The 20,795-nt window shown below is 72.8% G+C and carries 19 protein-coding genes; 10 read left to right on the top strand and 9 right to left on the bottom strand.

Annotated features, from left to right (window positions below; all coding sequences use genetic code 11):
* Positions 1–46 precede the first annotated feature (46 nt).
* From ABFX54_RS09060 to ABFX54_RS09045, 4 genes are all read right to left on the bottom strand, one after another.
* A complete protein-coding gene (locus tag ABFX54_RS09060; RefSeq protein ID WP_346103365.1) occupies positions 47–979 on the bottom strand; it encodes an anti-sigma factor family protein in 933 nt (310 codons plus the stop codon).
* The gene (locus ABFX54_RS09055; protein WP_346103123.1) at positions 979–1,491 is read right to left on the bottom strand and encodes a sigma-70 family RNA polymerase sigma factor; all 513 of its coding nucleotides are present in this window, start codon (positions 1,489–1,491) and stop codon (positions 979–981) included. The genes ABFX54_RS09060 and ABFX54_RS09055 overlap by 1 nt, the downstream gene beginning before the upstream one ends.
* A gap of 37 nt (positions 1,492–1,528) precedes the next feature.
* Positions 1,529–2,200 (bottom strand): LmeA family phospholipid-binding protein, encoded by a 672-nt coding sequence (locus ABFX54_RS09050; protein ID WP_346103121.1) that lies wholly within the window; start codon positions 2,198–2,200, stop codon positions 1,529–1,531.
* A 91-nt stretch (positions 2,201–2,291) separates the two neighbouring features.
* Positions 2,292–2,543, bottom strand: coding sequence for a MoaD/ThiS family protein (locus tag ABFX54_RS09045; RefSeq protein ID WP_346103119.1), 252 nt, complete (start codon positions 2,541–2,543; stop codon positions 2,292–2,294).
* A 176-nt stretch (positions 2,544–2,719) separates the two neighbouring features.
* On the opposite strand from ABFX54_RS09045, the gene ABFX54_RS09040 reads away from it, so the two are divergent.
* The 4 genes from ABFX54_RS09040 to ABFX54_RS09025 all read left to right on the top strand — a co-directional run bounded on the left by ABFX54_RS09040 (position 2,720) and on the right by ABFX54_RS09025 (position 7,493).
* Complete coding sequence (locus tag ABFX54_RS09040; protein WP_346103117.1) at positions 2,720–3,412, top strand: response regulator transcription factor; 693 nt, start codon at positions 2,720–2,722, stop codon at positions 3,410–3,412.
* A gap of 125 nt (positions 3,413–3,537) precedes the next feature.
* Positions 3,538–3,984, top strand: a complete 447-nt coding sequence (locus ABFX54_RS09035; RefSeq protein WP_346103116.1) for a Crp/Fnr family transcriptional regulator — start codon at positions 3,538–3,540, stop codon at positions 3,982–3,984.
* A gap of 286 nt (positions 3,985–4,270) precedes the next feature.
* Entirely contained in the window at positions 4,271–7,021 is a 2,751-nt protein-coding gene (locus tag ABFX54_RS09030; protein ID WP_346103114.1) for a tetratricopeptide repeat protein, read from the top strand.
* Positions 7,022–7,124: 103 nt separating this feature from the next.
* Complete coding sequence (locus ABFX54_RS09025) at positions 7,125–7,493, top strand: hypothetical protein (RefSeq protein WP_346103112.1); 369 nt, start codon at positions 7,125–7,127, stop codon at positions 7,491–7,493.
* Positions 7,494–7,502: 9 nt separating this feature from the next.
* Here ABFX54_RS09025 and ABFX54_RS09020 read toward each other — a convergent pair whose 3' ends face one another.
* The 3 genes from ABFX54_RS09020 to ABFX54_RS09010 all read right to left on the bottom strand — a co-directional run bounded on the left by ABFX54_RS09020 (position 7,503) and on the right by ABFX54_RS09010 (position 9,946).
* Positions 7,503–8,171, bottom strand: a complete 669-nt coding sequence (locus tag ABFX54_RS09020) for a hypothetical protein (protein WP_346103110.1) — start codon at positions 8,169–8,171, stop codon at positions 7,503–7,505.
* A 68-nt stretch (positions 8,172–8,239) separates the two neighbouring features.
* Positions 8,240–8,749, bottom strand: coding sequence for an SET domain-containing protein (locus ABFX54_RS09015; protein ID WP_346103108.1), 510 nt, complete (start codon positions 8,747–8,749; stop codon positions 8,240–8,242).
* 3 nt (positions 8,750–8,752) lie between these two features.
* Positions 8,753–9,946: an FUSC family protein gene (locus tag ABFX54_RS09010; RefSeq protein ID WP_346103106.1), complete on the bottom strand. Its 1,194-nt coding sequence runs from the start codon at positions 9,944–9,946 to the stop codon at positions 8,753–8,755.
* A gap of 80 nt (positions 9,947–10,026) precedes the next feature.
* Between ABFX54_RS09010 and ABFX54_RS09005 the strand changes: the two genes are divergently transcribed.
* From ABFX54_RS09005 to ABFX54_RS08985, 5 genes are all read left to right on the top strand, one after another.
* Positions 10,027–10,635, top strand: a complete 609-nt coding sequence (locus tag ABFX54_RS09005; protein WP_346103104.1) for a dienelactone hydrolase family protein — start codon at positions 10,027–10,029, stop codon at positions 10,633–10,635.
* A 141-nt stretch (positions 10,636–10,776) separates the two neighbouring features.
* Positions 10,777–11,415, top strand: a complete 639-nt coding sequence (locus ABFX54_RS09000) for an ATP-binding cassette domain-containing protein (protein WP_346103102.1) — start codon at positions 10,777–10,779, stop codon at positions 11,413–11,415.
* The gene (locus ABFX54_RS08995) at positions 11,399–12,670 is read left to right on the top strand and encodes a hypothetical protein (RefSeq protein WP_346103100.1); all 1,272 of its coding nucleotides are present in this window, start codon (positions 11,399–11,401) and stop codon (positions 12,668–12,670) included. Before ABFX54_RS09000 ends, ABFX54_RS08995 begins: the two co-directional genes overlap by 17 nt.
* Positions 12,671–12,712: 42 nt before the next feature.
* The gene (locus tag ABFX54_RS08990; RefSeq protein ID WP_346103098.1) at positions 12,713–14,410 is read left to right on the top strand and encodes an ABC transporter permease subunit; all 1,698 of its coding nucleotides are present in this window, start codon (positions 12,713–12,715) and stop codon (positions 14,408–14,410) included.
* A gap of 43 nt (positions 14,411–14,453) precedes the next feature.
* Positions 14,454–16,727 carry a tetratricopeptide repeat protein gene (locus ABFX54_RS08985; protein ID WP_346103096.1) on the top strand — a complete coding sequence of 758 codons (2,274 nt, stop codon included), beginning with the start codon at positions 14,454–14,456 and terminating at the stop codon, positions 16,725–16,727.
* A gap of 46 nt (positions 16,728–16,773) precedes the next feature.
* On the opposite strand, the gene ABFX54_RS08980 is transcribed toward ABFX54_RS08985, so the two are convergent.
* Positions 16,774–17,469: a zf-HC2 domain-containing protein gene (locus ABFX54_RS08980; RefSeq protein WP_346103095.1), complete on the bottom strand. Its 696-nt coding sequence runs from the start codon at positions 17,467–17,469 to the stop codon at positions 16,774–16,776.
* Between the two features lie 34 nt (positions 17,470–17,503).
* Entirely contained in the window at positions 17,504–18,028 is a 525-nt protein-coding gene (locus tag ABFX54_RS08975) for a sigma-70 family RNA polymerase sigma factor (RefSeq protein WP_428834514.1), read from the bottom strand.
* 174 nt (positions 18,029–18,202) lie between these two features.
* Here ABFX54_RS08975 and ABFX54_RS08970 point away from each other — a divergent pair.
* Positions 18,203–20,795: FtsK/SpoIIIE domain-containing protein (locus ABFX54_RS08970; protein WP_346103093.1), on the top strand; the 2,593-nt coding region annotated here is incomplete at its 3' end.

Genomic DNA, 20,795 nt, shown 5'->3' with positions numbered 1-20,795 from the left:
TCGATGCAACCACGGACGCCCGCGATTGCTTCCAGGCAGATGGCGACTATCGGCGCGCCTTCGCCGGGACGGGCACCACGACCAGCCGCTCGCCCTTCCGATCCACGATCTCGAACCTGGCGATCTCGCGCACGCTCATCGTCGTCTCACTGCGGAAGACCGCCTTGTCCTGGTACGACTCCCGGCTGACCACCCATTCCGTCGCGGTCTCGCGCCGCCCGTCGACCCCGACGACGACCAGGGCGCAGCTCGTGTCCACCGGCACGCCGCTGACGCGTACGCCCAGCTCGGTGCCCGTGCCGGTCGGCCAGGCCAGCACGGTGGCCCGGTAGTCGGCGACCCTGTTGGCGCCGCTGAACTCGCGGCCGTTCTCGACCGCCTTCCGGCTCGGCATGGGGCTCGCGGACGGCTGCCGCGTGGCCGCGCCGTAGGGCGACGCGTCGCTCTCGGCCTGCCCGGTGGCGCTCGCCGACGGCACCGCCTTACGCGGCTGCGCCAGCTCGGACGGGGCCGACTCGGCCGGGGCGGGTTCGGCCGGCGCGGCCCGCTCGGCGGAGCCGTCGTCCTGCAGCACGCGGGGCGCGTCCGGATCCACCGACCGGGGGCTCCGGACGTCCGCAGGCGCCCCCGCCGCGGCGGAGTCGGAGGACGGCCTGACCTGGACGTTCAACCACACCGTGCCGCCGACCACCAGGACCGCCGCCGAGGCGGCCACGGACATCAGGATCCGGCCGCGCCTGTTACGCCTGGCGCGGTCGTTCAGCAGCCGGTCGAGCACCTGGCGCGGGGGGCTGGCCACCAGCTCGACGTCGCGTTCCGACACCTTGCCCAGGAAGGCGCTCACGCCCTCCAGCTCCACCAGCTCGGCGCCGCACGCCTCGCAGGTGGCCAGATGGTGGTCGATCTCCAGTGCTTCTTCCGGGTCGAGCGCGCCGAGGGCGTGGGCGCCCAGCGCGATCCGCACCTCCTCGCACGTCATCACGGTGCCAGCCCCCGTTCCTCCAGCGCCAGTTTCAGGGCGCGCAACGCGTAGTAGGTACGGGACTTGACCGTGCCCGGCGGAATGCCCAGCGTCGCCGACGCCTCCTTCACCGATCGCCCCCGGTAGTAGACCTCCAGCAGCACCTCGCGGTGCTCCTGCCGCAGCGCCGCCAGCGCCCCGGCCACCGCCCACGACTCGACCGCGCGCTCCAGCTCGTCGTCCGCCGGCAGCACCGCCAGCGCCTCGTCACCGGTCTCCTGCGGTCTCGCCTTCTTCGCGCGATGCTGATCGACGACGAGATTACGGGCCACCGTGAACAGCCACGCGCGGATGGGACGGTCGGACAGCGCGTCGGGATGTCGCCAGGCACGCAGCAGCGTCTCCTGGACGACGTCCTCCGCCCGCCCCGAGTCACCGGTCAGTCGCAGAACGTAGCCGTACAGGGGCCCAGCGTGCTCGTCGAAGAGGGTCCTCACGAGTTCCTCGTCGGCGGTGCCTGCTGTACTCACACCCTCATCACGAACGGCGGGGCGAAGCGGTTCAGCCTCATCCACGGATCGGCACGTCAGACGCTTCGGCGGAGAACTCGAGCCCTTCCGCCACACTCTTGACGCCGGTGACCTTGACGTCGAAGGGCAGGTTCCCCTTGAACGGGATGGTGTAGGAGATCAGCTGCGCGAGCTGGCCGGGCACGGGCACGCCCTGGATCTTCTCGGCCTGGAGCTTGATGCCGCCGTCGGCGACCTCGATCCGCATCTCCGCGTCGAACTTCACCTTGTTCACCCCCATCGTCACCTCGCCCGAGGCCGTGAGCCGCCGCCCGTTGCCGCCGATCTTGACGCCCTCGGGGGCGTACTTGTCGATCGTCGCCCTGGTGAGGGTGCCGCTGATGGTGACGCGACGGGCCTCGATGTTGGCTCTGTTCTGGAGGACGTCGGCGAGGGGCGCCGTCACGTCGTAGGCGGCGCCCCGCAGGTTCTTGACCGGCACGCCTCCGTAGTTGAAGGTGCCGAGATCGAACCGTACCTCCGGATAGTGCCCCGACGCGGCCTGAGTGAGAAACGGTATGCCTTCGATGGACACGGTCGGCGGGCCGGACAGGTCGGCCGCGGCGGCGATCCTGTTTCCCAGGTCGCGCTCGACCCCGGCCACGGCGACCCGGTCGACGGCGACAAGGAGGACGATGAGCACGATCAGGAAAACGATCAGCTTGCGCATGGGGCTCCCTGTCATGAGCGGGGGTCAGAAGCCTACCGACTGGCATGCTCCTTCCCCCGTAAAGCGCCGCATCACCCCCGTAAGCGCCGCGTCACCCCCCGGCGAAGGGGGGCAGCACCTCCACCGTCGCGCCGTCGCCGAGGACCACCTCGTCATGGGGACGGCGGCCGACCGGAGTGCCGTCGATCAAGAACGAGCAGCGCCGGACCACTCGGGCCAGTTCTGTACGATTTTGTGTGATTTTGGTCATGAGTTCACCAAGCGTGAGCGCGTCGAACGACTCCTCGGCGACACCGGCCGCTTCCTTGGCCGCCGCCCAATAACGTATTTTTCCCGTGGCCATGCCTTGCCTCACAATCGGTTTGCGTCCATTGTGCGCCGTCCTTAACAAGCATGTTTCGGTTGACGCGCTGTTCACCAGTCGGACGCGCAATGGACGCGACTTACTCGTGGGATATCCTCACCTACAGGACCTGGGCGACGAAGCCCCCGGGTCCTTGCGCGTTTGAGGAGGCCGTAATGAGCAACCTGCTGCTGCTGACCAACGCCCTCGAGCCGTCCGCCGAGGTGCTCCCGGCGCTCGGGTTGCTGCTCCACTCGGTCCGCGTCGCTCCCGCGGAGGCGTCCGCCCTGATCGACACTCCACCCGCCGACGCCGTCCTGGTCGACGCGCGCAAGGAGTTGGTGCAGGCCAAGAGCCTGTGCCGGCTGATCCGCACCACCGGGATCGACTGCCCGCTGCTGGTGATCGTGACCGAGGGCGGGCTGGCCGCGATGACCGCCGAGTGGGGCGTCGACGACGTGCTGCTCGACAGCGCCGGGCCGGCCGAGGTGGAGGCGCGGCTGCGCATGGCCACCGGCCGCATCTCGCAGGCCACGGCCGAAGACGTGCCCGACGAGATCCGCAGCGGTGACCTGTCGATCGACGAGGCCACCTACACCGCCCGGCTGCGCGGGCGCGTGCTCGACCTCACCTTCAAGGAGTTCGAGCTGCTCAAATACCTCGCCCAGCACCCCGGCCGGGTCTTCACCCGGGCCCAGTTGCTGCAGGAGGTGTGGGGCTACGACTACTTCGGCGGCACCAGGACGGTCGACGTGCACGTCCGGCGACTGCGCGCCAAGCTCGGCACCGAGTACGAATCCCTGATCGGCACCGTCCGTAATGTCGGCTACCGATTCGTGCCCGACCGGGCCGACGCCGCCAACGTCTGACCCGCCGCCGGCAGCTGATTGACAGCCGGTTCCCGCTGCGCTCCACTGATGTGACAGGTCGCCGTACGGGCCGCGCGACCGCTGTCACGTCGGGGACACCGCCGTCCTGAAGGGGGTGGTGTCCGATGGGGTTCTTCAGGTCGCTGGTCGACGAGGGCGCGCGTCCCCGCCTCTACCGCCGTAACGAGGTGATCTGCTCGCCGTTACGGCCGGCGACCAGCGTGTACGTGATCGACTACGGCTACGCCCGCGAGTACGGCCCGGCCGGCGAGCGCGAGGTCGTGCACGACCTGCGCGGCGACGGCGACCTCGTGGGCGAGCTGGCCTTCTGGAGCCCCGCCGACCGCGTCCGGGTGGACGCGCTGACCGAGGTGCGGGTCTGGCCCATCGACCTGCGGCGGCTGCGCGAGCGCGCCGGCGCCGGGACGGCCGTGGCGGGGGCGCTGGTCCAGGAGCTGTTCGCCAGGAACGTGGCCGCCCGCAGGCACGAGGCACTGGGCCGCGCCCCCGTCGCCGCCCGGCTGGCGGTGTGGCTGCTGCACCTCGACGAGCGCTACGGGCTGGCCTCGTAGTCGCCGCCGCCGCTGTCGACCGAGACGCTGGCCGACATGGTCGGCACCTCGCCCGACGTGGTGCAGCGCCAGCTCGGCCAGTGGGCGCGGCGGGGCTGGCTGGTCCGGCCCGGCTACCCGCGGGTGGGGGACGGCGGCCCCCCCCCCCGCCTACCGGCGGCTGCGCATCGCCGCCCCCTCCGCGCTGCGTGCCGCCGCCGGGAGCTGGGAGCACCTGTCGGCGCCGTGGCAGGGCCGGGTGACGCCGTTCCTGTCGCGCCCCGCGGGACCGGCCGAGCCCCTGCCGGTGGGCGAGGTACCGAAGCCGCGCCAGCTGCCCCCCACCGTCCCCGACCTGACCGGACGGCACCAGAGCCTGGAGCAGCTCACCGCCTGGCTGGAACGCCCCAGCAGGACGAACACCATGGTCGTGCAGGGCCTGCCGGGCGTGGGCAAGACCGCGCTGGTGACGCACTGGGCCCACCTGCACGCCGACCGCTTCCCCGACGGGCAGATCGTCATCGACCTGCGCGGCCAGTCGCCCACCCAGCCGCCGATGAACCCGGCCGAGGCGCTCGGGCAGATCCTGCGCTCGCTCGGCGTCGGCGAGCACATGCCCGCCGCCGACGAGGCCGAGCTGATGCTCCTCTACCGCAGCAGGATCGCCGGGCGCAGGCTGCTGCTCATCCTCGACAACGCCGCCGACCCCGCGCAGGTGCGCGCGCTGCTGCCGGGCAGCGGGGACTGCGTGGTGCTGGTCACCAGCAGGACGCGGATGGCGCCGCTGCGCGCCACCGGGCACGCCGACCTCATGGACCTGCCGGTGCTCGACCCGGGCAGCGCGGTGGCGCTGCTGGTGGCGGTGCTCGGTGAGGGCTCGCCCAGGGCCGCCGACCGGGACGCGCTGGCCGAGCTGGCGCGGGTGTGCTCGTACCATCCGTTCGCGCTGCGGATCTCGGCGGCCAAGCTGGCCGAGAACCCCGGGCTGAGCGTGCGCTCGCGGGTGCGCGAGCTGCGCAGGCCCGATCGGCTGCTGGTGGGCGATCCGGAGGAGGCGTTCAGGTCGGCGCTCGACCTGGCGTACGAGTCGCTGAGCCGGGCGCAGCGGCGGGCGTTCCGGCACGTCGGGCTGCTGCCCGGACGGGACTTCACGCCCCAGGTGCTGGCCGCGGCGCTCGGCGCGCCGGTGAGCGAGGCCGTGCTGGCGGTCGAGGGGCTGCACCGGGCGTACCTGGTCGAGCCGCTGCCGGGACCCCGCTACCGGGTGCACGACCTGGTCAAGCGGCTGGCCAGGGAGCTCGGCCGGCACGCGGAGGCGGGCGTGCGCGAGGCCAGGGCGCGGCTGCTCGATCACTACCTGGCGGTGGCATCCGACCCGGAGACGCCGCGCGAGTGGTTCGAGGCGGAGCGGCGCTCGCTGGTCTCGGTCGTGCGGCTGGCCGAGGAGAGCGGCGCGCACGGGATGGCCTGGCGGCTGGCGGAGGCGGTGTTCGAGCCGTTCAGGCGGCTGCGGTACTACGAGAACAACCTGGAGATCCAGCAGGGCGGGCTGGCCTGCGCGATGCAGGTGAGCAACCGGCGGGCCATCGCGCTGATGCGCGGCCATCTGGGCTCGATCCACCGCGACATCGGGCCCTCGACGCTGGCGGCCAGGTTCATCGGCGAGGCGCTGGCCGACTTCGACTCGCTCGGCGACCGCGTCGGCCGGGCGCGGGCGCTCAACGACCTGGCCGAGGTGCACGGCATCGCGGGCAACAGCGAGGAGGCGCTCGCCTGCGCCGGGGAGGCCCTCGACCTCTACCGGGAGATCGGCGACCGCGCGGGCGTGGCCGGCAGCCTGCACGCGCTGTCGCGGCTGCACCTGTCGCAGGAACGGTACGAACTGGCGCTGCAGTACGCCGGCCAGGCCCTCGACGTACGCGAGGAGCTCGGCGACCGGCGCGGCACCGCCCAGAGCCTGATCATCCTGGCCACGGTGCAGCGCAACCTGGGCGAGCCGCACGCCGCGCTGTCCGAGGGGCTGGAGGCGCTGTCCATCTGCCACGAGCTGGGCGACGAGCACGCCGAGGCCGAGACGCTGCTCTGCCTGGCCGAGAGCTACGACCTGCTGCGGCTGCAGCACGACGCGCGGCGCGACGCCGAACGTGCCCTGGCCGGCTACACGGCCACCGGCGACCAGTACGGCTGCGGCCGGGCCCTGTGCGCGCTCGGCCGGATCGCCCGCAACAGCTCCCGCTACGACGAGGCGCTCGCCCACTACGAGCAGGCGCTGGCCGTGCAGGTCGAGCTCCACCACGAGCAGGGCAAGGCCGAGACGCTGGGGGACATCGGGCTGGTGCACTGGCGGCTGTCGGACTACCAGCGGGCCGACGACTACCTCAACCAGGCGCTGGTCATCAGCCGGGTCATCCACGACGAGCCGGTGGAGGCCCGCATGCTGAACCGGCTGGCGCGGGTGCGCAGGCGGCAGGGCCTGCCCCAGGTGGCCTTCGTGTACGCGCTCGAAGCCCTGGACATCGTGCAGGGCCTGGGCAACCGGCGGGCCGAGGCCGACGTGCAGGAGACGCTGGCGTACACGTACCTGTCGCTGGGGCTGCACGATTCCGCGCTGCGGGCGGCCACGGCGTCGCTGGAGATCAGGGAGGAACTGCGCGACAACCGGGCCAGCGCGCTGCTGTCGACGGCGACGGCGCTGCACACGGCGGGCGAGCCGGCCCGCGCGCTGGAGCCGGCCAGGGAGGCGGCCGAGCTGCAGAACGAGACCGGCACCCGCGACCGGTGGGCGGCGGCGCTGACCACGCTGGCCATGGTGCTGCTCGACCTGGACCGGGCGGACGAGGCGCTGGTGTACGCCCGGCAGGCCAGGGACGTGCACCTGGAGTGCGGGACGCGGCGCGACCACGGGTGCGCGTTGCGGGCGCTCGGGCTGATCTCGGCCCGGCTGGGGCGGCGCGGGGCGGCGCTGTCCTATCTCCGGGACGCCAGGCGGACGCTGGAAGAGGTGGGCGACGTTTTCGAGGCGCAGCGCGTCGCCGCGGAAATCCGCAATTTGTCGTGAAATGCCGACATAAGTCGGGAAACTTGAAATCAGAGGTCGCAGATCTTTTCCGGATCTTCTCGTTAGCTGGCAGGGCCAGCTACTCCACTCGGAGGTGATCCGGATGCTCAAGAATCATCTGCGTCGAGACCTGCAATGGCTCAAGCGACAGGCGCGTAAGGACAGGCGGATCACCGCCGTCGTGCTCGCCGGGGTCGCGGGGGTCTGGGGCCGCCAGTTCCTGCCGCCCGACCTTCCCGTGGGCTCGCCCGTGCTCACGGCGCTCTCGCTCACCCTGGTCGCGGTGTCGGGGGCGGCCTGGCTGATCTCGGCGTGCTTCGTCGCGGGCAGCCTGCGGGCGCGGCGCGAGCCGGCCGAGGAGCTGCGCTGGATCGCCAGGATCGGGCGGGGCAAGGAGTGGGCGTTCTGCTCGCTCAGCGCCTACGTGGCCTGGCACCTGCTGCACTTCGTCACGGCGCTGCTGCTGGGCTGAACGCCGAGATCAGGCGGTTCCCAGCGTGACCTGTTCCAGGCTGCCGACGCGGACGGTCGTGCCCGTCAGCACGAACTGGACGATCTCCGCCGTCGGCAGCTCGGCCGTGCCGAAATCCGCGTCGGCGTGGGCGTCGCACCACTCGACGATCCGCCCGGGATCCGCCAGCGGGGCGGCGAAGTGCAGCAGGCTGACGTACCAGAGGTCGCGGACGCGGCCGTGGTCCAGGTCCCGCACGCCGCGCGCGTCCAGCGCGCCGGAGAAACGCTTGCGCAGCGTCTCCATGGTCTCGTCCAGCGGGTGCACGCCCACCAGGACGCCGCCTGGGTGCGGGCTCACGCCCGCGAAATACGCCCTGGCCGGGGGCAGGTCCTCGGCGGCCTCCGCCAGCGCCGCGCCGTAGGCCCGGCGCAGCGGGTCGTCCACGGGGATGTGCTCCCGGTACGGCTCCAGCGACCTGATCGTGACGTGCAGGGTCCGGCCGCCGTGCACCCAGTGGCCGGGCGCGTCGAGGGTGGCGGCCAGCTCCGTCATGCGAGTCATGACCTCGCCCTCGGGTCGCAGCACGGCCGCGGCTCCCCAGCGAAGGCCGCCCTCGACCATGGGGCTGTCATGGGTGGCCCGGCCGGACAGCAGGGCCTCACGCCCCTTGGCTCGGAACTCGGCGAAATCGGACATCAGAGCAGTATGCCAGGCACCGGCGTCCTGGACGTGGGAGATGAGCCCCAGCAGGACCGGCACCACGCTCAGGGCTGGGCGATGAGCCGCCGCAGGGCCGGGACCCAGTGTTCGCCGTAACGCTCCTGGAGCTCGTGGCGGCGCCAGTCCTCCCCCGTGATCCGGCCCCGGCACAGCGCCGTGCCGCACCGGCAGTCGAGGGTGAAGCCGGGCTCGGCGGTGCTGGTGGCGTAGTCGTTGGTGACCTCGTCGCCGGGGGCCAGGTCGCGGCGGGCGGCCAGGGTGTAGGGGCCGGTCCACCACAGGTTCGGGTCGCAGCTGTGGTTGCTCTTGCCGATGGGGCGGCCGGGTGGCAGGACCAGGTGGCGGCCGGCGTCCACCGTGATGGTGTCGACGTAGCCGGGCGCGGCGATCAGCCGGCGCAGCTCGCCGTCGTCCACCAGGCGACCGCCCATCCGGGCGACGACGGTGCCGGCGGGTACGGCGGCGGTCGCGAACAGGCCCGTGCCCTCGATGCCCGAGGGACGCGTCTCCAGGTGGGGGTGGAGCCAGCAGTCGGGCTCAGGATGTTCCGGCACGGATCAATCATGCGCCGGGAAGGCGAGGGTGTGCGGGCCCGAGTCCGGGTCGAACTCGTGGCGGATGCGCGCGCAGGCGTCCAGGAGCGCTCCCTGCAGCGAGCCCAGCTCCGCGTGCCTGGTCTGCCGGAACGTGGTCACCAGCCGCTTTTGGTGGCGCTCCCCTTCCTCCAGGGCCGCGCGCAGGTCCGCCAGGTCTTCCCTCCGGCCCCGGCCGACCTGAAGGTGCCCGAAGCCGCGGAAGACGCGGGCCAGCGCCGCCAGCTCGTCCGCCAGTGCCTCGGGCAGGTCGGCCCCACGCTCGCCAGGCAGGCCGCGGACTCCCGCGATGAGGTCGACCAGGCCCCTGGCGAGGCTCCTGAGCTGGTGACAGGCGTGGTCGAGGCAGGTGGCGGCCTCGGCCACCTGGTTCAGGCTGCGGTCGTAGCGGCTGCGGCGCAGCGACAGGCGTACCGACTCCGCCGCCTGCTCGGCGGCCTGCTCCGTGTCCTCCAGCCGTTGCGAGAGGGTCCTCGCCCGTTCCAGCCACTCGCGGGCCATCCCCGCGTCCCACCCGTCCCGCAGCCCGCGCGAGATGTCGTCGGCCAGGTCGCCCAGCTCGGCGGACAGGCCGCACAGCTCCTTGCCTGCCTTGTCCACATGGCGCGGGGGCGCGATCAGGAGGTTCGCCGCGATGCCGATGGCGGCGCCCAGGAGCACGTCCGCGAGACGCTCGAAGCCGTACCTGCTGCCCAGGGCGAACACGAGCAGCGCCGAGATCGGGATCTGGACGTTCTGGGCGGGCAGGTTGAGCAGGCGCGACACCACCAGGCCGGCCATCACGAGCACGGCCAGCGTCACCGCGTTCACGCCGATCAGCCAGACCAGCGCGGTGGCCACCGCCACGCCCACGACGACGGCCATGACCTGCTGCGCGCCTCGCACCAGCGTGCTGTACGCGGTCGCCGACACCGTCAGCAGCACGCCGATGGGCACGAGCACCGGCAGGTCCAGATGCAGCACGTACGCCGCCAGCCACCACCCGAGCACGCACGCGCCCGTCACCTTGACCGTCTGGGCCAGCACCTCCCGCTCCATGCGCAGCCAGCGCCCGATCCCCATGCTGCGCACGAGCGCCAGCGCCGACGCGCCGCCCGAGACGATGCGTTCGAGCGGGGAGCCGGCGGGTACGGGTTTGCGCCCGGTTTCGGTCTCCATATCGAGTAAATGCCCAGCTAGGAAGCTGATAGAGCTGTCCGTAACCGGGTAGCGGCAGCGTGCGGCGAGAGGAGGGACGCATGTCCGGCGATCTGATCGTTCCTGACGGGGCGCAGGGCCTGGTGCTGTTCGCGCACGGCAGCGGCAGCGGCCGGCACAGCCCGCGCAACCGGTACGTGGCCGGCGCGCTCAACGAGGCCGGCCTGGGCACGCTGCTGTTCGACCTGCTCACCCCTGAGGAGGAGACCGACAGGTCGAACGTCTTCAACATCGGGCTGCTGGCCGGGCGGCTGCTGGAACGCACCGCGTGGGCGCGCGAGCAGCCCGATGCGGTGGGCCTGCCCATCGGCTACTTCGGCGCCAGCACCGGAGCGGCGGCGGCCCTGTGGGCGGCGGCCACGCCCGGCAACGACGTCGCCGCGATCGTCTCCCGCGGTGGCCGGCCCGACCTGGCCGGGCCGAGGCTGGCGGCGGTACGCGCGCCGACCCTGCTCATCGTGGGCGGCCGGGACCCGGTGGTGCTGGAGCTGAACGAGGAGGCCCAGGAACGCCTGGCCGCCGAGAGCCGGATCATGATCGTGCCCGGCGCCACCCACCTGTTCGAGGAGCCAGGCGCGCTGGACGCCGTGGCCGGCCACGCCACCGACTGGTTCCGCACCCACTTCGCCGCGAGGCGGGCGAGCGCGTAGCGGTAGCCGGCGGTAGTTGTTCGGTACGTGACGGATCGAGCGGCGAGCACGTAGCGGGATCGGGCAACCACGTTGCCGTGATCCACCGACTGTGAAAACGTCAAGTGCGGATGACATCGCGAGTTCACGGCGGTTGCACACGTGTCACTTCTGGAGATCACCGGCCTCACCTGGGACCCGCGCGGGACAAGGCGCCGGTTGGCCCCGGATCCGCTCACGCTCGACCCCGGCGAGACCGCCGTCGTGGTGGCCGCGGACGCCGCCGAGGCCGACGCGTTCACCGATCTGCTGCTCGGCCTGGAGATGCCCCTGGGCGGCCGGATCCGCGTCGGCGGCGAGGAGGTCACCATGCGGCTGCCCGCGGAGCGCGAGATCGGCCTGGTCCCGGCGAACGCCGGGCTGTTACCGCACCTGACCGTCGAACGGAACCTGGCGCTGGCCGCCGGCGACGACCTGGCGCCGTCGTTCGTGCACGGGCGGATCGCGTACATGGCCAGGCGGCTGGACATCCAGGGCTTTCTCCGCTCACGACCGCACGAACTCGCCCACGACGAGCGGCTGAGCGTCGCACTGGCCCGCGCCCTGTGCCGGCTGCTGCCCGTGAAGGTGATGGTGATCGAGGACCGCACGGGCTGCGGGCCCTGCCACGCCGCCGTGAGCGGCGCCCTGGGCGCCGACCCCGGGCTCGCCGTGCTCGTCGTCACCGACGACAGGACCAGGGTGGCCAGCCTCGCCTCCCCTTCTCACTACTGGGAGATCGAAGATGCCGCTCAGCCGTAGGGCGCTGCTCGCCACCGTGCCGGGCGTCATGTCGGGCGCCGCGCTGGCCGGCTGCGCGACGCTGCCGCCGCTGCGCGTCGCCGTGGTCTGGAGCGGGGCGGAGTTAGGCAGGTTCCGCCGGGTGGTGGACGCGTTCGTGGAGCGCTTCAGGAGGCCCGTCAGCGTCTACTCGGCCGGCGACAACATCAGCGCCCTGCTGCGCGGGCCCGCCCAGGACGTCATCCCCGACGTGGCGGTCATCCCCCGGCTGGGGCTGCTCTTCGACCCTCTCGTACGCCCCCGCGTCCGGCCCAGGGAGGGCGGCCACACGCAGCCGGGGTTCTGGCGGCGGCTCGTGACGCCGTACGGGAGCGGGGAGGAACTCGGCACCTGGTTCAAGCTCGCGCACAAGTCGCTCGTGTGGCATCGCGCGGGAGAGCAGACGCAGCCCGCCGACCTGGCCACCTGGAGGCCGGCGCCGGGCACGCTGGCGATCGGGGCGGCCGACGGATGGGTGCTGAGTGACTGGTTCGAGAACGTCCTGCTCGCCTACGCCCCCGAGGTCTACGACGGGCTCTTCCCGCCGGCCGGGAAGGGCAACGCGGACTGGTGGGGCGTGACCCAGGTGACCGAGGCGCTCACGCTGCTCGCCGGCATCTGGCGTGAGGCGTTCACCCCCGAGCAGGGGCGGCGGGCGCTGACCATGCAGTTCCACGACTCCATCCTCGACGTCTTCACCTACCGCACCGCCGACCTGGTCGCCGCGCCCGACTTCGCGCTGCCGGTCATCGAGCTGCACGGCGGCGCGGACGTCGCCGAGCACTTCCGCTTCCCCGCCCACCAGGGCAAGGAGCCGCCGCTGGTGGTCGGCGGCGACGTGGCGGTGGCCATGCGCGGCGGCGGTCCCGACGCCGTCACCTTCGTCGACTGGCTGACCAGGCCGCGGGTGCCGGGCGAACGTGACGCGCTGACCGCCTGGGTCGACGACGGCGGCTTCCTGACGCCGTTCAGCCGGCCGTCCCACCCGCTGCTGGCCGGGCCCGCGCAAGAGCTGAGCCAGGGCGCGAACCGCCACTACGACCTGTCCGACCGGCTCATCGGGCCGCTGGAGGGCGGCGACGGCAGGGGGTTGTGGCGCGTGCTCACCGAGCTGTTCACCGAGGTCGCGGCTGAGGCGGCGGCCCCCGCCCGGGCGGGCGGCCCCCCCCCCCCCCCCCCCCCCCCCCCCCCCCCCCGCCACAAGATCGTGGCCGCTGCCGGGGAGGGCGACGGGTGAGCGGCCGGTACGCGAGGGGGCTGTCGTGCTTAGAGGTGCGCGATGACTGAGCGGAACGCGTTCCTGTTCGAGGTGGCGCCGCACCACGACGCGGGGGTGCCGGCCGTCGGGCACCGGCTCAGCCGCCGGCACGCCTCCCTCTACCTGCTGCTCGCGGTGCTGCTGTCGGCGGGCGTCATCCTGGCCCCGCTGCTGGTGACCGTGGGCATCAGCCTCTCGGAGCCGGGCGCGTGGTCCGGTGTGCTGAGCGACGTCCACGCCTGGCAGGCGCTCGGCAACACGCTGCTGTGGTGGGTGCTGGTCCTGGTCGTCTGCGCCGTGGGGCTGGGCCTGGCCTGGCTGGCCAGGAACGCGGGCCCGCTGCCCGGCCGGGTACTGCGCGTCGTCCTGGTCCTGCCGGCCGTGGTCTCCCCGCTCACCACCGGGGCGATCTTCCGGTTGCTGTTCGACACCAATCACCACCGGGGGCTGTTCGCGGCCCTGCTGGGCTCCGACACGCCCTTCCTCGGTCCTGGCTGGATCTGGATGGTGCTCGGGCTGGCGTTCGTCTGGCAGTGGGCCGGGATCGCGTTCCTGGTCTTCCACGAGGCCCTGGCGCGGCTGCCGGCCGGGCTGCTGCGGATGGCCAGGGCGTTCGGCGTGCGCCGGCGGCGCAGGATCTGGTCCGTGGTGCTGCCCGCGCTCGCCGGGCCGGCCGCGCTGGCGTACGTGTTCGCGCTGGTGGCCGCGGCCCGCGTGTTCGACCTGGTGCTGATGGGCGCGCCCGGGTCGATGCAGGCGCTGGTCGAGGGCGGGGGGCTGTTCTGGTGGCGGCACAACGACGACCTGGGCGACGCGGGGGCCGCGGCACTCGCGGTGCTGATGTCGCTGCTGGTGGCGGGGGCGGCCTCGCTCGGGCTGCTCGGGCTGCGGGGGCGGGTGAGCTGGTCCGAGCCGGCGCCGCCCGCGCCTCCTGCGGCGCGCGGGCGGCGCCTGTGGCCGCTGTGCGCGGTGGTGTCGGGGCTGTGGCTGCTGCCGTTCGTCGCACTGCTGCTCACGTCCCTGCGCAAGCCGGAGGCCGCCGCCCGGTCGGGGTGGTGGAGCGGCGGTCCCTGGACGCTCACCTCGTACGCCGACGCCTTCGCCGACGACGGGTTCACCGCCGCGCTGGGCACCACGTTCCTGCGCGCCTTCGCTGTCGTGTGCGTGGTGCTGCTGGCCGCGGTGCCGGCCGCGTACGTGCTGGCCCACGAGCACCTGCTGCCGCGCCGGGCCTGGCGGCCCGTCCTGCTGGTGTCGGTGGCCCTGGCCGCGCTGCCCCCGCAGGCGTTCGCCGTGCCGCTGCAGCGCTGGCTGAGCCCGATCGGCACCGCGCCCGCGCTGGCCATCGTGCACGCGGCGCTGGTGATCCCGCTGGCGGTGCTGGTCCTGCACAACGCGTTCGTCCAGGTGCCCGCCCCCATGCTGGCCCGCGACCGCTGGGAGTTGTTCCACGTCGTACGCGAGGCGCGGCCCGCCGTGGTGCTGGCCGGGGTGCTGGCGTTCGTCCTGGTCTGGAACGACGCGGTCGTCGGGCTGCTGCTGAACTGGCCGTCGGGCGATCACCTGCCGCTGATCCTGCTGGAGCAGGCCCGCCACTTCATGAGCGCCGCGAGCCCGCTGGCGGCGCAAGCGGTGATCGCGACCGCGGTCCCGGTGCTCGTGGTGGCCGTCACCGCCCGGCGCCTCTACCGTGGGCTGACGCGAGGAGTGCGGCGATGACGGGTTCCTACGACGACCGGCCGGGCCGCCGGGAGGTGCCGCGATGACGGACATCTCGCGGAAGGACCGGCTGGGTTTCCGGTTGTCGCGGCTGCACCGGCGAGCCACGGCCCACCTGCCCGAGCTCGGCCTGGGCGGCCTGGTGACGGCGGGCGGCACCTTCCTGCTGCTCCAGGAGGAGCTGATCAAGCAGCTCGCGGGCGACCTGCCGACCTGGCTGCTGGCGGTCCTCGCCCTGCCCTTCCCGATCGCGGCCGGCTGGATCACCCACCTCGTACGCCGCCGCCGCGAACGCCCCGCCCGCCCCGCCCTGGCCCCCATGCCCTTCCCCGACCGCCCGGAGGGCCTGGTGGGCCGGGACACCGAGCTCCAGCAGATCAAGGACCTGGCGCTGGAACGCGGCCTGGTCGTGGTGCAGGGCGTCATGGGTTCGGGCACCTCCTCGGTGGCGATCAGGGCCATGTGGGACCTGGCCGGCGAGGCCCGCAAGCAGCGCTACGCCGACCTGCGCGGCCCCGACAGGAACCATCCGGAGACGCCGCTGAGCGTCGCCCAGCGGGTGCTGCGCACGCTCAACCGGCCGCCGGGCGCCATCCAGGAGCCGCAGGACGCCACGGCGCAGGTGATCGAGGCTCTCACCGGCACCGGCTGCGTGCTGCTGCTCGACAACGTCAGCACGTGGAGCCAGGTCGACTGGCTGCCGACCAGGGTGCCAGGCGCGCACATCGTGGTGGCGGGCACGCTCTCCGACGAGCTGCCGCAGCACGCGGAGCCGATCCAGCTCGGCCCGCTCGCCCCCGAGGCCGGGCGGGCGCTGCTGGCCCGCCACATCGGCGACGACCGCGTTACCCGGGATCCGAAGGCGCTCGCGCTGCTGGTGGACGCCTGCCTGGGCAGCCCTCTGGAGATCGTCAGGGTCGGCCGCTGGCTGGCGGGCAACCCCAACGTGCCGCTGCAGTCGCTGGTGGACGACCTGCGGAACCTGTCCATCGACAAGACGCTCGACTTCGTGCTCAACCTGAGCATCAAGCAGTTGCGGCCCACGGCCAAGCAGCTGTTCATCCTGCTGGCCGGGCTGCCGATCGCCGAGGTCGACCACCAGGCCGCCGCCGCGCTGCTCGGGGTGCCCTCCGCCGAAGACGCGATCACCGAGCTGGCGGACTTCGGGCTGGTGGAGAACGTACGGATGACCCGCGTCAGGGTGACCGGCGCGTTCAGGGACAGCGGCGCGGCCGGGACGCCACGGGAGAACGCCGCCTGGCGCCGCCTGGTCGAGCACTTCGCCGAGCAGGCCGCCGCCTACGCCGCCCGGCTGCCCGCCGACGAGGCCAGGACCTGGTTCGCGATGGAGGACCGGGTGCTGCTCCAGGTCCTGGCCGGCGCCGTGCCGGGACGCCAGACCGGCCGCGCGCTCGGGCGCATCGCGGACGGCCTGGAAGCCTGGTTCCGGCTCGAACAGCGGCACGAGGACCGCCTGCGCGCGGCGGCCGCGCTGTCCGCCGCCGCGAAGGCGCTCGGGGACGAACGCGTGCAGGCCACGGCCGAGCTGCGCCAGTGCGCGATCCAGCTCACCTGGGGAGACCCGCGCAAGGCCCGCCAGCACTTCAACCAGGCGGCCGAGCTGCGCGTCAGGGTGGGGTCGTGGCCGGCCGAGCTGCACCTGGAGCACGCCGCGCTGCTGCTGGCGGGCGGCGACGAGTTCACCGCCGTGGAGTCGGCACTCGTACGGTACGGGCAGGCGCTGTCCGGCGGCGACGTCACCGGGCACGCGATCAGGATGACCAATGTGGCCGCGCTCCTCATGCGCAAGGGCCAGACGTTCGACCACGACGGCAGGGGCGCGGAGGCACGCAGCCTGTACGCCGACGCCAGGGCCGTGCTGTTCCGCGCCCTCGACCTGTCCAGACGGGCCGGCGACCCCGGCGCGCAGGCGCACGCCCACGAACTCCTCGCGCTCACCCACCACTACCTGGGCCAGTCCTTCGACGCCCGCTCCCACCTGGAGCAGGCCGAGCAGCTCTACGCGGACACGGCGGACGAGACCGGCAGGGCCCGCTGCCTGGTGCAGCGGGCCGGGGTGCTGCTGGAGGGCCCCGGGCACGCGGCCGAAACCGTGGTGGCGTTGCTGGAGGAGGCCGAGCCGAGGCTGCCCCCGTTCGGGGTCAGCACCGCGCTGGCCCACCTGCACCTGGGCAGGCTGCGCGGCGGCAGGGCGGCCGAGCACCAGGACGCCGGCCTGGCCGCCCTGTCACCGTGGGACGGGATCGCCGAGCCCAAGCAGATCAGCGAGCTACGCGCCCTGCTCCAGGCGTTGTGAGCCGGCGACCGATACTGCCCCTCCCCGAACAATCATCTGGACCGGATCACACGGCGACGGAGGCCAGGATCCGGCCGTCGAAGGTCTGGACCGTGAAGTGGTTGAGCTCGGACTGGGGCAGGCTGGTGCCGCCGTGCAGCAGCAGCGGATCCTCGGCCCCCGGCACGCCGTACCCCTTCTCCGGCACGCCCCAGCTCGCCACCACCTCGGAGCGGCCGTCGTCGCCGACTGCCATCAGCCGGCACTGCAGCGGCCCCTTGACGCCCTTGAGCTCCAGCGCGACATGGGTCCCCCATCCCTTGTCCTCCACGCCGACGAGCCCCGAGACCCCGGTGGAGGGATCGTTCAGTGCGTAGGTGCGGCCGGTCATGAGCAGGGCCCTGGCCGGGCTGTGGATGCTGTCGGGATTGGGCCCGCTGGTGAAGGAGCTGATGCCGAGGAAGATCCCGGCCGCGACGACGAGGCAGGCGGCGGCGCTCATGAACCCCCGGTGGAAGCGGCGGCGCCTGCGCTCGGTGGCCGCACGGCGTACCAGCAGCGACTCGACCTGCTGGTCCGGCGGATGCGGCAGCAGATCGTCGGGGTGCACACCCTTGATCAGCTCTCCCATCGCCGCGAACGACCCCACCTCGGCGGCGCAGATCGGGCACGTGCCGAGATGGCGCTCGAAAGCGGCCCGCTCGTCGTCGCTGAGCAGGCCGAGCGCGTACGCGGCCACGTCCTCGTGGTGTACCTCCGTCATGGCGTCACCCCCCTGTTACTGTGACGCTGTCCGATCACGGCAACGTCACCCCCCTTTCCTCAAGCGCGACGCGCAGCGCGCGCATCGCGTAGTACACGCGGGACTTCACCGTGCCCACGGGCACGCCGATCGTCTCCGCCGCCTCCTGGACGCTGCGGTCCAGCAGGAACGTCTCTGTGAGCACCTGACGGTGGGCCGGGGACAACGACATCATCGCGTCGGTCACGACGATCTCCCTGAGCAACCGCTCGTCCTCGGCCGCCACGGGCTGGACGCGGTCCGAGATGTCCTCGACCGTGTCGAGGGGGCGCGAGCCGGAGCGGCGGCGGTTGTCGATGACGACGCGGCGGGCGACGGTGGCCAGCCAGGGCATCAATGAGCCGGAGTCCGTACGGAGATCGTGGATGTTGCGCCAGGCGCGGACGAGGGTCTCCTGGACGACGTCCTCGGCCCAGCGCCGATCGCCGCCCGTCAGCCTGATGGCGAAGGCCATCAAGGGGGCGCCGTATTCGCGATAGAGGGCTCGGACCATGGCCTCGTCGGTTACGCGGTGATTCACGTGGGGGCGTGCTCCCTCGCGCGGCGGATATCATGAAATATCGCGCTCGCTCCGCTGATATTGAGAATTGACACTCTAGCCTCGGCCGAGCCTCCGGGTCAGGTAGTTTGCCCGTCTCGCCACATCCCTAGAAATATCCGTTAAATCGTGCTTCAGTCCCCTGGAGAGGGGATCATGATCATTCGGTTGACGATCCGCGATCCAGCGGCCTCCACCTCCGCCGACGTCGAGGTGACGGCGGAGCCAGAGACCACGGTCGGCTCCCTGCTGCGGGCGCTGCCGTTCCCCGTCAAGGGCCGCCCGTGCTACGTCGGCAGCGGCAAGCTCGACCCCGACGCCACCGTCGCGGACAGCCCGCTGGTGCCGGGCGTCACGATCAGCGTCGGCGAGCCCGAGCGGGTGCCGCCCTGGCGTCCCCTCGCCGCGGCGGGAGCCGTCCGGGTGTTCGCCGGGCCCGACGCCGGCCAGGTGGTCTGGCTGAGCCCCGGCAGCCACGTGATCGGCCGCGAGTGGACCGACATCAGCCTGCCGCGCGACCACAAGGTCTCCCGGCGGCACGCCCGGCTGGACGTGTCGTGGACCGGCGAGGCCACGGTCGTCGACCTCGGCTCGCGCAACGGCACGCTGGTGGACGAGCTCCCCGTGCGCGGCCCGGCCTTGTTACGGCCCGACGGGGTGCTCCAGGTGGGCGACGACCGGCTGCGCTGGGCGCCGCTGCCGTCCGCCCGGCTGCGGACCACGCCCAGCAGGGACGGGCACATCGACTTCGACCGGGCCTTCTCCCCCGCCCCCGCCGTTCCCGGCGCCCGCCTCACCCTGCCCAGGAACGAGACGCCCCCGCGCAATATCGCCGTGGCGCTCCTTTCTTCACTTCTTCCGCTGCCCATTGCGGTCGCGATGGCCATTCTGTTGAAAAGTCCATATTTTCTGCTTTTCGGAATTCTGACGCCGATCACGTTCTTCGCCACCCAGTGGGTCGAGGGACGGCAGCGCAGGAAGAAGGAACGCGAGTTCGACCAGCGCAAACACGAGACCGTCGAACGGATGCGGCAGCACGTGGTGCACGAGCAGTGGCTGCGGCACGTGGTCGCGCCCGACGAGGTCGACCTGACGTTCGCCGCCACCCACGAGGGTCCCGGGCTGTGGCCGCGCAACGCCGACTCCCCCGACGGCCTGACGCTGCGCGTCGGCGTGGCCGACGAGCCGGCCACGATCGCGTTCGACGGGGAGCCGTGGCCCGGCTTCGCCGAGCCGGCGCTGCGCGGGGTGCCCGTCATGGTGGACCTGCGCGAGATCGGCGTGCTGGGCGTGATCGGCCCGCCAGAGCCGGTGGACGCGCTGCTGCGCTGGCTGCTGATCCAGCTCGGCACGCTGCGCGCGCCCGACGAACTGCGTCTCGTCCTCATCACCGCGTCGGGAGGCGAGCACCTGGCCTGGGCGCGCTGGCTGCCGCACCTGAACGTGGACGCCCCCGTCCCCTGCCTGATCGGCAACACGCCGGAGACCAGGACGGAGCGGATCGAGGAGCTGAAGGACCTGGTCACCGAGCGGCTCAAGGTCAGGGACCGCCGCTTCGCCGAGGACGTGGTCGTGGTGCTCGACGGAGCCCGCGCGTTACGTGACATCCCGGGCATGAAGGAGGTGCTCAGGGAGGGCCCCTCCGTCGGCGTGTACGTGATCTGCGCCGACCAGCGCAGCCTGAACGAGTGCCGCGGCGTCTGCGAGCTGGACGGCGCCGGCATGCTGCTCACCAGGGGCCGCCAGGGCCTGCCGGTGTCGGTGCAGCCGGAGAGCCTCGGGGAGCAGGCCGCGGAACGCATCGCCCGCGCGGTCGCCCCCATGCGCGACCGGCTCACGCTGGCCAGGGCCGAGAGCGTCATCCCCGCCTCCGTACGCCTGCTGGACGCCCTGGGCCTGCCCGTTCCCGGTGCGGAGGCCGTACTGGCGCGCTGGGCCGCCGATCCGGGGCCGACGACCAGGGTGTGCATCGGGGCCGACGGCTCCGGGCCCGTGACCGTGGACCTGGCCGCCGACGGGCCGCACACGATGCTCGGCGGGGCGACGGGCGCGGGCAAGAGCATCCTGCTGCAGACGCTGGTCACCTCGCTGCTGCTGGCCAACCGGCCGGACGAGCTGAACCTGGTGCTGGTCGACTTCAAGGGCGGCAGCGCGTTCCTGCCGTTCGAGCACTGCCCGCACGTGGTCGGGCTGATCCGCTCGACCGGCGACACGGCGGCCGACGTCTTCGACGAGAGCGCGGCGCGCCGGGTGCTGGCCTCCGTACGCGCGGAGGTGCGCCGCCGCGAGGCGATCCTGGCCAGGTACGGCGGGGAGATCGACGCCTACTGGAACGCGGGCGGCCGGCTGCCCCGGCTGGTCATGGTGTTCGACGAGTTCGCCCGGGTGCTGGAGACCTCGCCCGACTTCCTGCGCGAGCTGGTGAACGTGGCGGCCAAGGGGCGCTCGCTCGGCATGCACCTGGTGCTGGCCACGCAGTCGTTGCAGGGCAAGCTCTCGCCCGAGCTGAAGAACAACATCTCGCTGCGCATCACGCTGCGGCAGAACGAGCCTTCCGACAGCACCGAGGTGCTCGGCGTGCCCGACGCGGCCACGATCCCGTCGCGGCTGCGCGGCCGGGGCATGATCATGCGGGTGGGCGGCGAGCAGCGCACGCCGCAGCTGTTCCAGACCGGCTACCTGGGCGACCCGCCGCCCACCGGCGCTGCCCCCGCCACCGCGCGGCTCGCCCCCTGGCCGGCGCTCGGAC

Origin of the sequence: Nonomuraea maheshkhaliensis, from assembly GCF_039529435.1 — a bacterium.
In the GTDB taxonomy this organism is placed as follows: domain Bacteria; phylum Actinomycetota; class Actinomycetes; order Streptosporangiales; family Streptosporangiaceae; genus Nonomuraea; species Nonomuraea maheshkhaliensis.
This window is presented reverse-complemented; position numbering and strand designations above follow the sequence as displayed.

Bases quoted from the DNA above. Each gene is read 5' to 3' on its own strand.
- ABFX54_RS09035 (WP_346103116.1), top strand. From the start codon at position 3,538: ATGGGGTTCTTCAGGTCGCTGGTCGACGAGGGCGCGCGTCCCCGCCTC.
- ABFX54_RS09005 (WP_346103104.1), top strand. From the start codon at position 10,027: ATGTCCGGCGATCTGATCGTTCCTGACGGGGCGCAGGGCCTGGTGCTG.
- ABFX54_RS09020 (WP_346103110.1), bottom strand. From the start codon at position 8,171: ATGTCCGATTTCGCCGAGTTCCGAGCCAAGGGGCGTGAGGCCCTGCTG.
- ABFX54_RS08980 (WP_346103095.1), bottom strand. From the start codon at position 17,469: ATGACGGAGGTACACCACGAGGACGTGGCCGCGTACGCGCTCGGCCTG.
- ABFX54_RS08990 (WP_346103098.1), top strand. From the start codon at position 12,713: ATGACTGAGCGGAACGCGTTCCTGTTCGAGGTGGCGCCGCACCACGAC.
- ABFX54_RS09045 (WP_346103119.1), bottom strand. From the start codon at position 2,543: ATGGCCACGGGAAAAATACGTTATTGGGCGGCGGCCAAGGAAGCGGCC.
- ABFX54_RS09025 (WP_346103112.1), top strand. From the start codon at position 7,125: ATGCTCAAGAATCATCTGCGTCGAGACCTGCAATGGCTCAAGCGACAG.
- ABFX54_RS08995 (WP_346103100.1), top strand. From the start codon at position 11,399: ATGCCGCTCAGCCGTAGGGCGCTGCTCGCCACCGTGCCGGGCGTCATG.
- ABFX54_RS09010 (WP_346103106.1), bottom strand. From the start codon at position 9,946: ATGGAGACCGAAACCGGGCGCAAACCCGTACCCGCCGGCTCCCCGCTC.
- ABFX54_RS09050 (WP_346103121.1), bottom strand. From the start codon at position 2,200: ATGCGCAAGCTGATCGTTTTCCTGATCGTGCTCATCGTCCTCCTTGTC.
- ABFX54_RS08985 (WP_346103096.1), top strand. From the start codon at position 14,454: ATGACGGACATCTCGCGGAAGGACCGGCTGGGTTTCCGGTTGTCGCGG.
- ABFX54_RS09060 (WP_346103365.1), bottom strand. From the start codon at position 979: ATGACGTGCGAGGAGGTGCGGATCGCGCTGGGCGCCCACGCCCTCGGC.
- ABFX54_RS09040 (WP_346103117.1), top strand. From the start codon at position 2,720: ATGAGCAACCTGCTGCTGCTGACCAACGCCCTCGAGCCGTCCGCCGAG.